15 protein-coding genes are annotated in these 13,330 nt (G+C 63.7%); 8 read left to right on the forward strand and 7 right to left on the reverse strand.

Annotation, left to right across the window (positions count from 1 at the left end):
* Position 1: 1 nt before the first annotated feature.
* Complete coding sequence (locus tag LH20_RS16935) at positions 2-1,279, reverse strand: NAD(P)/FAD-dependent oxidoreductase (RefSeq protein ID WP_053555240.1); 1,278 nt, start codon at positions 1,277-1,279, stop codon at positions 2-4.
* 82 nt (positions 1,280-1,361) lie between these two features.
* Between LH20_RS16935 and LH20_RS16940 the strand changes: the two genes are divergently transcribed.
* The 7 genes from LH20_RS16940 to LH20_RS16970 all read left to right on the forward strand — a co-directional run bounded on the left by LH20_RS16940 (position 1,362) and on the right by LH20_RS16970 (position 9,001).
* Complete coding sequence (locus LH20_RS16940; protein WP_007405942.1) at positions 1,362-1,700, forward strand: rhodanese-like domain-containing protein; 339 nt, start codon at positions 1,362-1,364, stop codon at positions 1,698-1,700.
* A 24-nt stretch (positions 1,701-1,724) separates the two neighbouring features.
* Positions 1,725-2,789, forward strand: coding sequence for an efflux RND transporter periplasmic adaptor subunit (locus LH20_RS16945; RefSeq protein WP_053556346.1), 1,065 nt, complete (start codon positions 1,725-1,727; stop codon positions 2,787-2,789).
* Complete coding sequence (locus tag LH20_RS16950) at positions 2,786-6,004, forward strand: efflux RND transporter permease subunit (protein WP_053555241.1); 3,219 nt, start codon at positions 2,786-2,788, stop codon at positions 6,002-6,004. Before LH20_RS16945 ends, LH20_RS16950 begins: the two co-directional genes overlap by 4 nt.
* Entirely contained in the window at positions 6,001-6,324 is a 324-nt protein-coding gene (locus LH20_RS16955; RefSeq protein WP_012049910.1) for an ArsR/SmtB family transcription factor, read from the forward strand. The genes LH20_RS16950 and LH20_RS16955 overlap by 4 nt, the downstream gene beginning before the upstream one ends.
* A 9-nt stretch (positions 6,325-6,333) precedes the next feature.
* On the forward strand, positions 6,334-6,945 hold the full coding sequence (locus LH20_RS16960; RefSeq protein ID WP_053555242.1) for a Tll0287-like domain-containing protein: 612 nt from the start codon (positions 6,334-6,336) through the stop codon (positions 6,943-6,945).
* Entirely contained in the window at positions 6,942-7,706 is a 765-nt protein-coding gene (locus LH20_RS16965; RefSeq protein WP_053555243.1) for a hypothetical protein, read from the forward strand. The genes LH20_RS16960 and LH20_RS16965 overlap by 4 nt, the downstream gene beginning before the upstream one ends.
* A 263-nt stretch (positions 7,707-7,969) precedes the next feature.
* Positions 7,970-9,001, forward strand: coding sequence for an IS110 family transposase (locus LH20_RS16970; RefSeq protein WP_053555244.1), 1,032 nt, complete (start codon positions 7,970-7,972; stop codon positions 8,999-9,001).
* 176 nt (positions 9,002-9,177) lie between these two features.
* Here the strand turns inward: LH20_RS16970 and LH20_RS16975 are convergent, their stop codons facing one another.
* Both LH20_RS16975 and LH20_RS16980 read right to left on the reverse strand, forming a co-directional pair.
* Positions 9,178-9,432 carry a hypothetical protein gene (locus LH20_RS16975; RefSeq protein WP_053555245.1) on the reverse strand — a complete coding sequence of 85 codons (255 nt, stop codon included), beginning with the start codon at positions 9,430-9,432 and terminating at the stop codon, positions 9,178-9,180.
* 51 nt (positions 9,433-9,483) lie between these two features.
* Positions 9,484-9,903: a ferritin-like domain-containing protein gene (locus LH20_RS16980; RefSeq protein WP_053555246.1), complete on the reverse strand. Its 420-nt coding sequence runs from the start codon at positions 9,901-9,903 to the stop codon at positions 9,484-9,486.
* A 154-nt stretch (positions 9,904-10,057) separates the two neighbouring features.
* Between LH20_RS16980 and LH20_RS16985 the strand changes: the two genes are divergently transcribed.
* Positions 10,058-11,578 (forward strand): catalase, encoded by a 1,521-nt coding sequence (locus LH20_RS16985; protein ID WP_053555247.1) that lies wholly within the window; start codon positions 10,058-10,060, stop codon positions 11,576-11,578.
* Between the two features lie 71 nt (positions 11,579-11,649).
* Here the strand turns inward: LH20_RS16985 and LH20_RS16990 are convergent, their stop codons facing one another.
* The 4 genes from LH20_RS16990 to cydX form a co-directional block, all read right to left on the reverse strand.
* Positions 11,650-11,838: a YgaP family membrane protein gene (locus LH20_RS16990; RefSeq protein WP_007406004.1), complete on the reverse strand. Its 189-nt coding sequence runs from the start codon at positions 11,836-11,838 to the stop codon at positions 11,650-11,652.
* 78 nt (positions 11,839-11,916) lie between these two features.
* Positions 11,917-12,396: a Dps family protein gene (locus tag LH20_RS16995; RefSeq protein WP_050794208.1), complete on the reverse strand. Its 480-nt coding sequence runs from the start codon at positions 12,394-12,396 to the stop codon at positions 11,917-11,919.
* A gap of 20 nt (positions 12,397-12,416) precedes the next feature.
* Positions 12,417-13,205: a TlpA disulfide reductase family protein gene (locus tag LH20_RS17000; RefSeq protein ID WP_007405971.1), complete on the reverse strand. Its 789-nt coding sequence runs from the start codon at positions 13,203-13,205 to the stop codon at positions 12,417-12,419.
* Positions 13,206-13,216: 11 nt separating this feature from the next.
* Complete coding sequence (gene cydX, locus LH20_RS23065; RefSeq protein ID WP_012049918.1) at positions 13,217-13,327, reverse strand: cytochrome bd-I oxidase subunit CydX; 111 nt, start codon at positions 13,325-13,327, stop codon at positions 13,217-13,219.
* Positions 13,328-13,330 lie beyond the last annotated feature (3 nt).

Raw genomic sequence — 13,330 nt, forward strand, 5'->3', positions numbered from 1 at the left:
ATCAGAAACGCAGCTTGCGGATGCCCATGACGTGCATCGCCAGCTTCTCGTAGAAAGGCTCGCTCTCGCCCTTGCGGACTTTGCGCAGGAAATATTTCTCGAAGCCGATCTTAGCCAAATGGACCCACTTGCCGCTGGATGCCCAATTGACGTTGCGCGGCGGAATCTGGGGCTGGGCGACGAAAGCCACGCCGCCATCGCCGAAGTCGGCAAGGCAAACCGCGTTCCATGTCGCTTCGGCGGTCGGCTCCCTGCCTTCGAGGATCAAAGCAAGGTTGGCGGCGATCGCCGTCACCATGGATTCGATCATGAAGCCGGTCTTGGGCACGCCCACCGGCACCGGGGTCGGTCCGGTCGGCGGAATGGCGACGCAAACACCGAGCGCGAAGATTTCCGGAAAGGCCGGATTGCGCTGGTGCTTGTCGATGATGATGAAGCCGCGGGGATTGGTCAGCCCCTCGATATTGCTGACCGCCGGAACACCGCGGAAGGCCGGGAGCATCATCGAATAGCCGAACGGCAGGTCATACGCCTTCTTGACCGAGCCGTCATCGTTCACTTCCTCGACGTGCATGACGCCGGCGTCGACCTTGGCGACGCGCGCATTGGTGATCCATTTGATATGACGGTCGCGCAGCTCGCTCTCGAGCAGCGACTTGGTGTCGCCGACGCCATCGAGGCCGAGATGTCCGATATAGGGTTCGGCGGTGACGAAGGTCATCGGCACCTTGTCGCGGATCTTGCGGCGGCGCAGTTCGGTGTCGAGGATCAGCGCGAATTCATAGGCGGGGCCGTAGCAGGACGCGCCCTGGACCGCGCCGACGACGATCGGGCCGGGATTTTCAACGAAGGCGTCGAAGGCATCGGCCGCGTCGGCGGCATGGGCGGTCTGGCAGACCGAGACGGTATGGCCTTGTGGTCCCAGGCCTTCGATCTCGTCGAACGCCAGATCGGGGCCGGTCGCGATTACAAGATAATCGTAAGTGATTGATGTTCCGTCATTGAGTTCGAGTCGCTTTTCGCTCGCATGGAGTCGCTTGGCGCCGACCGAGGTAAAGCCGATCTTCTTTTTCGCGAACACCGGGGGAAGGTGGACCTGGATCGCTTCCGGCTCGCGCCAGCGCACCGCGACCCACGGGTTGGAGGGGATGAAGCTATAGGTATCCGTGTCGGATACGGTCATCACGTCCGCGCGGCCTTTGACGGCGGCCTTGATCTCATAGGAGGCGATCGTGCCTCCCAGACCTGCGCCCAATACCACAATCAACGGCTTGTCCATCTGCGATCCTTCCTCATTCAATGACATTGACTAATATAATCATTACACGTTATATGCAATCTACAAACTGAAAGAGGCAACCATGTTCGGATTCAAGAAACGTGATGCTCACCGCGAGATCGGCCCCGCCGAGCTGGACGCCATGCTGAAGGACGGCAAAGCGCTGCTGATCGACGTGCGCGAGGCCGGCGAGTTTGCGACCGGCCACATCGCAGGCGCAGTAAACATGCCGCTGTCGGGCTTTTCACCTCGTAACATCCCTGATCCCGAAGGCCGGACGGTCGTGCTGCAATGCGCGGGCGGGCGGCGTTCCGGACAAGCGCTTGACCAGTGCGTGCAGGCCCAGAGCGCGATCGACACGCATCTCGCTGGCGGCATCGGCGCATGGAAAGACGCCGGTTTGCCGGTGGTTGGCGGCTAAGCGCGGAAGAGGGGAATGAGCGGCATGATGAGCGGCAGGGGCAAGTGGCTCTGGTTGGCAAGCGCCGCGCTGGCGCTGTCGGCGTGCGGTAGCAAGCCGGAGCAGGAACAGGCGTCGGCGACATTGCCCGCAGGCGACATGGTGCGACTCGTCCCCAAGGAGATCGCGGACATGAAGGCGGTTGGCGCGGAGATCGCCACCCGCGACCAGGCCGAAGTCCTCGCCCGCATCCCCGGCATATTGACCTCCCTTTCGGTGCGCGCCGGAGACACGGTGCAGAAGGGCCAGCGCATCGGCATGATCGTCGACTCGCGGCTTGGCTACCAGACGAGCGCCTACGGTGCGCAGGCCGCCGCTGCTCAGGCCGAAGCCGCGCGAGCCAATGCGGACCTCGCGCGCATCCGCGACCTCTACAACAACGGCGTTTATGCCAAAGCGCGTCTGGATCAGGCCGTCGCCGCCGCACGCGCGGCCGACGCGCAGGTTGCCGCCGCGCGCGCGCAGCAGGGCGCGAGCGCCAGCGTCGCGGGGCAAGGGGCGGTGATCGCCCCGGCAAGCGGGAGGGTCTTGCGCGCGGATATTCCCGCAGGCGCGCCGGTCGCGCCGGGCATGTCGATCGCGACCGTCACCGCAGGCCCCCCGGTCCTGCGCCTGATGCTGCCGGAATCGGTCGCGGGGCAGGTTCGCCCCGGCGCGCGCGTGATCGTCAACGACACAGCCTTGGATAGTGCAGGGGTGCCTTCTGGGTCGCACCAGGGCAGCGTGACGCAGGTCTATCCTGCGATCACCGGGGGCCAGGTTCGCGTCGATGCGACGCTGCCTGGCCTCTCAACCCAATTTGTCGGCCGCCGCGTGAGCGCGTCGGTCGAGATCGGCACGCGCAAGGCGCTGGTGGTGCCGCGCACGTTCGTCACGACAAGCTACGGGATAGATCAGGTCCAGGTGGTGAGCGAAGGCAAGCGGCTCAGCATGGTGCCGGTGCAGATCGCGCCGACCGCTGACCCCGCCATGGTCGAGATTTTGAGCGGCGTGTCTGCCGGCGACACGCTGTTTGCCCCCGGTAAGCCTGCCAAGGCTGCGCGCCCATGAATCTCGGCATTTCCGGTCGCCTCACCAGGGCCACCATTGCCTCGCCCTTGACGCCGCTGTTCCTTCTCGCGGCGATCGCCGTTGGTCTGCTGGCCCTTCTTTCCATCCCCCGGGAAGAGGAGCCGCAGATCAGCGTGCCGATGGTGGACATTCAGGTGATGGCCCCCGGCCTCTCCGCCGCCGACGCGACCGAGCTGGTGGGTATCCCGCTCGAGACGATCGTCAAGAGCGTCGACGGCGTGGAGCATGTCTATACGCAGGCGCAGGACGACGGCGTGATGGTGACGGCGCGCTTCCTCGTCGGATCGAACCCCGAAGACGCAGCGATCCGCATCGAGGAGAAGCTGCGCGCCAATTGGGACAGGAAACCCGTCGGCATCCCCGATCCCAAGGTGACGGTGCGCGGTATCAACGATGTTCCCACGGTAGTCTTGACCCTCACGCCCAAGCCGGGAGCCGCAGGCCAGTGGAACGACGCGAGCCTCTACGAGCTGGCCTCGAAGCTGCGCACCGAGATCGCCAAAGTCGATAATGTCGGCATCAGCTTCCTCGTTGGCGGACGCCCCGAGGAAATCCGCATCGCACCCGATCCTGCGAAGCTGCGCCAATATGGCGTGCCGCTAGGCAGCGTGATCGAGGCGGCGAGCCAGGCCAATCGCAGCTTCCCGCTGGGCAATATCCGCGAGGACGGCAAGGCGGTGGGCGTGACCGCGGGCCGCACGCTGTCGTCGGCGCAGGAAGTGGGATTGCTTACCGTGCGGTCCGGCGCTGGCGCCCCTGTCTATCTGCGCGACGTTGCCAGCGTCACGCAGGGGCCGCGCGAGGATCAGGCCCGCGCGTGGCGCTGGTCGAAGTCGGACAATGGGGCCGAGAACGGCAAATGGCATTCTGCGCCTGCCGTCAGCATCGCTTTCGCCAAGCGGGCCGGGGCCAATGCCGTTGTCGTTTCCGACGCCATCCTTGAGCGCGTCGACAGCCTGAAAGGCAAGCTGATCCCCGATGACGTCACGGTCGCGGTCACGCGCAACTATGGCGAGACGGCGAACGAGAAGGCAAACGAGCTGCTGTTCCATCTGGCGCTGGCGACCGTTTCGATCGTGGTGCTGATCGGCTTCGCGATCGGGTGGCGCGAGGCCGGTGTGACCGCCGTGGTCATCCCGACGGCGATCCTGCTCACCATGTTCGCGTCGAACTTGATGGGCTACACGATCAACCGCGTCAGCCTGTTCGCGCTCATCTTCTCCATCGGCATCCTCGTGGACGACGCGATCGTCATGATCGAGAATATCGCCCGCCATTGGGCGATGGACGATGACCGCAGCCGCGCCCAGGCGGCGATCGAGGCGGTGGCCGAAGTCGGCAATCCGACCGTGGTCGCCACCTTGACCGTGGTCGCGGCGCTGCTTCCGATGCTGTTCGTGTCGGGATTGATGGGGCCGTATATGGCGCCGATCCCGGTCAACGCTTCGGCCGCGATGATCTTCTCGTTCTTCGTCGCGGTCGTGATCGCGCCGTGGCTGATGATCCGCTTTGCCCGCAAGACGCTGGCAGCGGGCCACGGCCACGATGAAAGCGGCGGCAAGCTGGGGCAGCTCTATGCCCGCGTCGCGCATCGCGTGATCGACACACGCACGTCCGCGCGCAACTTCCTGATCGGCGTCGGTGTGGCGACGCTGGTCGCCTGTTCGATGTTCTACTTCAAGGCTGTGACCGTGAAGCTGCTTCCCTTCGACAACAAGTCGGAGGTTCAGGTGGTGGTCGACATGCCGGAAGGCACCGCGCTCGAAAATACGGGCCGCGTGCTGGAAGACGTTGCCGGCATCGTGCGCGGCCTGCCCGAAGCAACGTCTATGGAGGCCTATGTCGGCACATCGGCGCCGTTCAACTTCAACGGCCTTGTCCGGCACTATTTCCTGCGCTCGCAGCCCGAACAGGGCGACGTCATGGTGACGCTGCTGCCCAAGGGCGAGCGCAGCCGGTCGAGCCACCAGATCGCGCTTGACCTGCGCCAGCGGTTGAAGGCGCTGAAGCTCCCTGAAACCGCGTCGATCAAGGTGGTCGAGACGCCTCCGGGGCCGCCCGTGCTCGCGACCTTGCTCGCCGAGGTCTATGGCCCCGATGCGGCCACGCGCGAAAAAACGGCGACGGAGCTTGAGAAAATTTTCAAATCCGTCCCCTTCATCGTCGACGTCGACAACAGTTTTGGAACGCCGCGGCCCAAGTTGCGTCTCGACATCCAGCGCGACCGCATCGACTATTATGGCCTCTCGCAGCGCCAGATCGCCGACAGCATCGGAATGCTCATGGGGAGCCAGACGGTCGGCTATGCGCCGCGCGGCGATGGCCGCACGCCGCTTCCGATCACCATCGCGCTCGAACAGAAGGACCGGAGCTGGACGCAGGCCTTGTCGAGCACACCCGTCGCGCAAACGCCGGGCGGCCAGCTCATCGACCTGGGCGCGGTCGTCGATGCTCGCACCGAGACGGGAAGCCCCGCCATCTTCCGCCGCGATGGTCGCTATGCCGACATGGTGACGGCCGAGCTTGCCGGGGCCTATGAAGCGCCGATCTACGGCATGTTGGCCGTCGATCGCGCCGTGGACGACCATGATTGGGCGGCCCAGGGGCTGGTGAAGCCGCAAATCCGCCTCAATGGGCAACCCGAGGATGAAAGCGTGCCGTCGATGCTCTGGGACGGCGAATGGGAGATCACCTGGGTCACATTCCGCGACATGGGCGGGGCCTTCATGGTCGCCTTGCTGGGGATCTACATACTCGTCGTCGCGCAGTTCAGGAGCTTCCGCCTGCCGCTGGTCATCCTGACTCCGGTGCCGCTGACCCTTGTCGGCATCGTCATCGGGCATATGCTGTTCCGCGCGCCGTTCACCGCGACGTCGATGATCGGCTTCATCGCGCTCGCCGGCATCATCGTGCGAAACTCTATCCTGCTGGTCGACTTCATCAGGCATTCGGCAACGCCCGACAAATCCCTGCGCGATGTCCTGCTCGAAGCGGGAACGATCCGGTTCAAGCCGATCGTCCTCACCGCCGCCGCGGCAATGATCGGCGCGGCCGTCATCCTGACCGACCCGATCTTTCAGGGGCTCGCTATTTCGCTGCTGTTCGGCCTTGCGTCCTCGACGCTGCTGACCGTGCTGGTTATTCCGGCCATTTACATTGTGCTCCGAGATGATGGGAAGCCTGCAACCAGATGATGCCGCTCGATACGCCCTTCGCGCTCCTCGCTCAGCACGCCGCCCAAGCGGCGAGCGTGCTGAAGCTGCTCGCCAATGAACAGCGCTTGCTGATTCTGTGCCGGTTGACGCAGGGTGAATTTGCCGTTGGGCAGATGGTGGAGCTGTGCGAGCAATCGCAGTCCAGCGTTTCGCAGCACCTTGGAAAGCTGCGTGAAGGTGGCCTAGTCAAGACCCGCCGAGACGGCACGACCATCTACTACAGCCTTGCCGACGAGGACGTTCGCAAGCTGATCGACATGCTGTGCGACCGCTTCGGGCCGGCTGCTGGGCAGTCCTGAGAAATCCCGATGCGCCGCGTGGTCCTTCCGTTGCTCTCTGGTCTGGCGTTATCGGCCTGTGCGCCGCACGAGCTGGGTGACGATCGGGCAAGGATGGCCGAGGAAGCGCAAGCACGATCCGAGATCCTGGCCGATCGTTTCCAGAAGGAATTGCTGAGCGCGCTTACGGCCGCGATGGCGGCCGAGGGGCCGCAAGGTGCTATCGGCGTCTGTTCGAGCATCGCCCCGGCACTTGCGGCGCAGCTCTTGGAGGAAAGTGGAGCGAGTGTGCGACGCACCGCGCTCAAGACCCGCAACCCCGCCGCCAAGGCCGATGCGACGGAGCAGCGCGTCATGGCGAGCTGGACCGCCGCGCCGATCGACGATGAAGGTCGACCCAAGCGCTGGACGGCACGGGAGGGCGGCGAATATCGTTATATGCGCGCCATACCCACCATGCCGATGTGCCTTGCCTGTCATGGCGAAAACATCGCGCCCGAAGTGACGGCGGCGATCCGCGCGCATTATCCCGAAGATCAGGCGACGGGCTTTGCACCGGGCCAGCTTCGCGGAGCCTTTTCGATTCGGTGGGAGGATGCCGCCCTGGCGCGCGCGATCAGGAACGGGGGTGGAGGCCAATGAGGTCAGGCGCTCTTGTCCGTCTGTCGGCGCTTATCCTTGCCGGCCTTCCCGTGACGGCCGCGGCCGAACCGACCGATCTTGTCATTCGCGTCATCAGCGAAGGCGGCAAATTCGTCGGCACGTCGATGGGCGGGGCCGAGATCATCCTCCGCGACGTGCGAAGCGGCGAAGTGCTCGCACACGGCCGCACGGCGGGATCGACCGGCGACACGGCCCGGATCATGACGGGAGGCCCGCGCGGCACGCCGCTTGCCGACGAGGCATCGGCCGCCTTCAGGACGCGGATCGACATCGACGAACCGAGGTTGGTCGAAGTCGAGGCTTATGGCCCGCTCGCACAGCCACAGGCAGCGGTGCGCGTCACCGCCCAGCGCTGGATCGTGCCGGGACGACCCGCGACGCAGGGCGATGGCTGGGTTCTCGAACTGCCCGGCCTCGTGGTCGATCTTGTCGAACCGGCTGCGCACCAGCGCGGCGGCGTAGGCGCGGGCGTGCGGCTCGCGGCCAACGTCGCCTTGATGTGCGGTTGTCCGATCGAGCCTGGCGGTATCTGGGATGCGGCGCGCTATGACGTGCGGGCCACGATCCTACGCGACGGTCGGCCCGCCGGCGAGGTCCGCCTGTCCTATGGCGGCCGAACCGGCTATTTCACCGGCGCATTCCCTGCTGACATGGCTGGCGCCTATGCCGTTACCGTGACGGCCATCGACACCAAGACCGGCGCGACCGGCGTCGACGCGAGCAGTATCCTCGTTCCCTGATCCCGCCGATCCGACGCCACCACCGGCCAGTGAGGCTCACTTCCAGTCGGTAAGTGCTTCGAGCCTGTCAAAGTCGATCCCGCCATGCCAGTCCCCTCGGGTCTGACGCCAGCAGCAGTATCCAAGGAAAAACTCTTCGCGCGTCTCGAATAGAAAATGTGCCCAACTGATACTCAGAACGTCGTCTGATGGGGTGGACGCCCCCCGACGGCATCTATGTGCCAAGGTAGGTGTTGCAGAACACCTATGAGAAGGAGGCGTCCATGGCAGAGGTTATCACGATCGGGTTGGATATCGCAAAGAATGTCTTTCAGGCTCACGGCGCGGATGCTGGGGGCCACCAGGTTTTTAGCCGACGGATTGCACGCGGAAAGGTGCTGGAGTTTTTCGCTGGACAGCCAAAGTGCCTTGTGGCGCTGGAGGCCTGCGGCGGGGCACATCATTGGGCCCGCGAGTTGATACGCATGGGCCACGAAGTGAGGCTGATCCCACCGGCCTATGTGAAGCCTTTCGTAAAGCGCCAGAAGAACGATGCAGCCGATGCTGAGGCGATCTGCGAGGCAGTGCAGCGGCCAAGCATGCGGTTTGTAGCGGTGAAGAGTGAGGAGCAGCAGGCCTCAGCGCTGGTATTCCGCACACGGGATCTGCTGGTTCGTCAGCGTACGCAAACTATCAACGCGATCCGCGGGCACATGACAGAATACGGGTGGGTGGCTCCGAAAGGGCCTTCCTGGGTGACAGTGCTTGGCGAGCTGATTGATGACGAGGGCGGGGCATCACTGCCGGATGCGGCGCGGGAGATGTTCCGGATTATGCTCGACCTGCTCGAGAAACTCGATGATCAGATCGCTGACCTCGACAAGGAAATTACTCGGCGCGCCCGTGAAGATGAAGTTGCGCGCCGACTGATGACCATTCCAGGCATCGGACCGATTGCGGCGACTGCGATCGCGGCATTGGCACCAGCAGCACAAACGTTCAAACGTGGTCGTGACTTTGCTGCCTGGCTTGGGCTCACACCTCTGCAGAAATCAACGGGTGGAAAGACGAAGCTGGGTCGAACATCCAAGATGGGCGAACGTACGCTGCGGCGATTGCTGATCATCGGCAGCAGTTCGGTGATCCTGCATGCGAGCAGGCGCGGGGCGCCCGAAGGATCATGGCTCGACGGGATGCTGGCGCGCAAACCGCGCATGTTGGTCACAGTCGCACAGGCGAACAAGACGGCGCGCATCGTCTGGGCGCTGCTCATGAAGAACGAGGATTACAGGGCTCCGGTGGCGGCAGCGGCATAAGCCAGGCAGCCATCAGAGGTCGTCGGAGGACGACAAGCGGTCGAAGGAGGGTATGGCGCAACAGTCGGCAAGACGGGGTCGGAAAACCAGGAAATGTTCTTGTGCCTTGAGCACGCTCGTCTGATCTGGATCCGATCCGCGAACTCCCATACGGGCCCGCAGCTAATGTCGCTGCACTACGAGGCCGGACAGATGGCAGCATCCGATCTACGCGCAATCATACCCAAATTACCGCTTGCGTTCGTCGGGGCGTCCACAGATGACATTTCGCCAAACGCACCGCCAAGGGCCAGGTCGCCCCAATGCGCCAGTTCCGGATATAGGACACGGAGCTTCGCGATTTCGGCGCGGGTTTCGTCGGAATACTCGCCGGGGTCTGTTTCATGCCCGGGCCGCACAAAGATCGACGCATCAAAAACAAACTTGGTCATACTTCATTCCTTCAGGCCCTCGCTTTCGACGCTACGAGGAGCTTCCTTGTATCACACGCGGCCTCGATCTTGTTCGCGTTCCAGGCATCGCTTGAACGCCGGAAGGTGGCGCTCGCGCGAGGCGGCTTGCAGATTTTCCATGACCTGTCGCGCGGCAGGATCGTCGATCATTGGAATCAGCCGATCGTAGAGCGCTATATTTTCGATCTCGCCTTCGACGGCGCTTTCGCAAGCCTCTTTCAACGTCGCCGGCGCCGATACCTTTCCGGTCCACGGATTTGGCGGAACGGTCAGCCCAAGGCGCCGGAGCTGGCGTTCGAGCGCCGAAGCGTGGCGTTGTTCGGCCTCGATTATGTTGGAGAAGGGCCGGACCGGGCCGAACTTGGCGATCACGGCCGCATAGGTCGCCTCCGCCTTCCGCTCGTCGTCGAGCGCGTCGAGCAGGATCTTCGCCAGCTCTATCGAAGCCATCGCCTTGTCCTTACGCCGTTGGAGATTCGGACGGCAGTCTAGCATGCTTACAGAATTACCCTATCTTTGTATTGAGGCTTAGCCAGTTCAGCGTATGATTGGCTGTTCGCAGGGAGTCGGCGGACTGCCGCCCTGCCGGAGAGGGAGAGCAGCCATGCCAGATACCAATAATGCTACCGGATCGACGATGAGCACTGGCGCGCCGGCGCCGAGCGACCGCAATTCGCTAACCATCGGGGCCGATGGCCCTATCCTGCTGCACGATGTTCATTTCCTCGAGCAGATGGCGCACTTCAATCGCGAGAAGGTTCCCGAGCGCCAGCCCCACGCGAAGGGATCGGGCGCTTTCGGTGTGTTCGAGACGACCGAGGACGTTTCCGCCTACACGCGCGCGGCCTTGTTCCAGAAGGGCGCTTCGACCGAAATGCTCGCGCGTTTTTCGACCGTCGCGGGCGAGGCGGGCAGTCCCGACACCTGGCGCGACGTGCGCGGCTTCAGCCTCAAATTCTACACCAGCGAGGGCAATTACGATCTCGTCGGCAACAACACGCCGGTCTTCTTCATTCGCGACACGATGAAGTTTCCGCATTTCATTCGCAGCCAGAAGCGGCTCCCCGATTGCGGCCTTCGCGACAATCATATGCAATGGGACTTCTGGACGCTGAACCCGGAATCGGCCCATCAAGTCACTTATCTCATGGGCGATCGCGGCTTGCCGCGGACTTGGCGCAACATGAACGGCTACGGCTCGCACACCTATATGTGGATCAACACCCAGGGCGAGAAATTCTGGGTCAAATATCACTTCCACAGCAATCAGGGCACGGCCGAGTTCACCAATGCCGAAGCGGCGGCGATGGCGGGAGCCGATGCCGATTATCACCGCCGCGACTTGTTCGAGGCGATCGCGCGCGGCGACCATCCGAGCTGGACGCTGTTCGTGCAGATCATGCCCTATGTGGAAGCGAAGACCTACCGTATCAATCCGTTCGATCTCACCAAGACCTGGCCGCACAAGGACTATCCGCTCATCAAGGTCGGCACGATGACCCTGAACCGGAATCCCGAAAATTTCTTCGCGCAGATCGAGCAGGCGGCCTTCTCGCCGGGGAACACGGTGCCGGGCATTGGCCTCTCGCCCGACAAGATGCTGCTGGGCCGCGCGTTCGCCTACAATGACGCGCAGCGCAACCGGATCGGGACGAACTTCCACCAGCTCCCCGTCAACCAGCCCAAGGTGCCGGTGAACAGCTATATGTTCGACGGACAGATGGCCTATCAGCACAGCGGCAATGCCCCGGTCTATGCGCCCAATAGCGGCGGACGGAGCTGGGCCGACGAAACCGGGCCGGTGGCCGATGGCTGGGAAACCGATGGCGACATGGTGCGGCAGGCCTACACGCTTCGGGCCGATGATGACGATTTCACGCAGCCCGGCATCTTAGTGCGTGAAGTCTTCAATGACGCGCAGCGCGATCGGCTCGTGGATACGGTCGCCGGCAGCTTGCTTGGCGGTGTCCGCTCGCCGGTGCTGGAACGCGCCATCGACTATTGGAAAAGCGTCGACGCCGATGTGGGCCGCCGCATCGAGGAATGCGTGCGCGCTGGCGCGGCTCCTGCGCCAGCTCAGGGAATGGGCGAAGGCTCCGAGCAACACGCCGCCCCGGTTTCCTGATCCAGCGACCGCCCTGGCCGCTCGCATCGCGGCGGCCAGGGCTTCATTTCAATGCAATCCGACCGATTTCGTCAGCGTCTCGGGCAAGTGTTGATGCCGAGCAACGAATAGATGGGGCACATACCGACAAGCCCGGTCAGCAACGGAACGACGCCGATCCACCCCCACGCAGAGCGCGGACCGACGAAGACCAGTGCGATCAGAACAAGGCCGACGATCACCCTCAACAGTCGGTCTATGGTGCCTTCATTTCGGAACATTCCAATTCCTCCTTATCATTGCGGGTGATCCGGCGCGGCCGCGATTGGGCGCGGTCATGCCCTGTCGCCCATTCCGCCTCAGTCTTCGAGTAGGGCGCGTAGCATCCAGGCGGTTTGCTCATGCTGCGCGATTCTCTGGGTAAGTAGATCCGCGGTCGGCTCGTCACTCGCCTTCTCGACCAGTGGGAACAGCGCGCGCGCCGTGCGGGCCGCCGCTTCGTGGCCCTTGGCGAGAATGTCCACCATGTCGAGCGCCTTGGGCGGCGATTCGGGCGCGTCAGGCAGGGAGCTGAGCTTGGCGAACTGCGCATAGGAACCCGGTGCGGGCTGACCCAGCGAGCGGATACGTTCAGCGATCGGGTCGATCGCGTTCCACAGCTCGGTATATTGCGTCATGAACATCGTGTGGAGGCTGTTGAACATCGTCCCCGTCACGTTCCAGTGGAAATTGTGCGAGGTCAGATAGAGGGTGTAGGTGTCCGCCAGAAGGCGGCTCAGGCCTTCGGAGATCGCAACCCGATCTTCCTCGCCGATCCCGATATTCACTTGTCTGGTCATGGGTTTCTCCTTGGTCAAAATTAATCCAGTTCCCGCAATCCCGCGAGCAGCGCGGCGCGGGAGATTTCGCCGACATGCGCCGAGCGGATGACGCCCTTGCTGTCGATGAACAGCGTCGCGGGAAGACCCGCGGACCCGATCGCGGCGGCGGTGCTTTGATCGCGATCCAGGAGGATATGCGTCGAGGTCAGGCGTTGGCCGTCCAGCCAAGTCCGCACCTTCGCCGCGTCCTCGCCCTGGTTGGCGAGCAGGATCGGCACGGGCGAGCGCGCGGCCTCTTCGATCAGCATCGGCATCTCGCGCCGGCAGGGCGGGCACCAGCTCGCCCAGAGATTGATGACGAACGGCTTGCCCTTCCGATCGTCGAGCGCGCTTGCTTCACCTGCAAGCGAGTGGAGGACCAGGCCTTGCGGCAATGGAAGCTGTGCCGAGGCGAGGAACAGCGCCGTGGCGGTGAGCGCGGCGGCGGCGCTGCCGGCGAAGGCCGCGCCCATCGGTAGCCGCGCGGGCGACCGACGCAGCGAAAGCACCAGCGAGATCGCGGCGGCCAGCAGGCCGATCAGCGGCGAGAAGCCGCCTTGCCAGACATAGAGAATGCTTAAAGGTTCAAGCGCGAAGGCGGACCAGTTTTCCGCGACGAATCCCAAGCGCGCGGCGATGAGGCCGACGAGGAGAGCGCGCCATGCGGCTTTGTCACTGTCCTTGCCGTGGCGACGGGCAATCCAGTTCGCGGCCGCCATGAAGACGATGATTCCGAGGACCGCGAACAGCCGCTCCAACGCCAGCGCGAGAGGGCCGACGCTAATCATCAGATCGGCCTTCAGGCGGCCGCGTCGTCATCGGGGTCGGAATGAAATTCGTGCCACATGCCGTTGAGGATGCCGAAACCGACGGCGAGGCCGACACCCAATACCCAACTGAAATACCACATCGA

Source organism: Sphingopyxis sp. 113P3, from assembly GCF_001278035.1.
GTDB lineage: Bacteria > Pseudomonadota > Alphaproteobacteria > Sphingomonadales > Sphingomonadaceae > Sphingopyxis.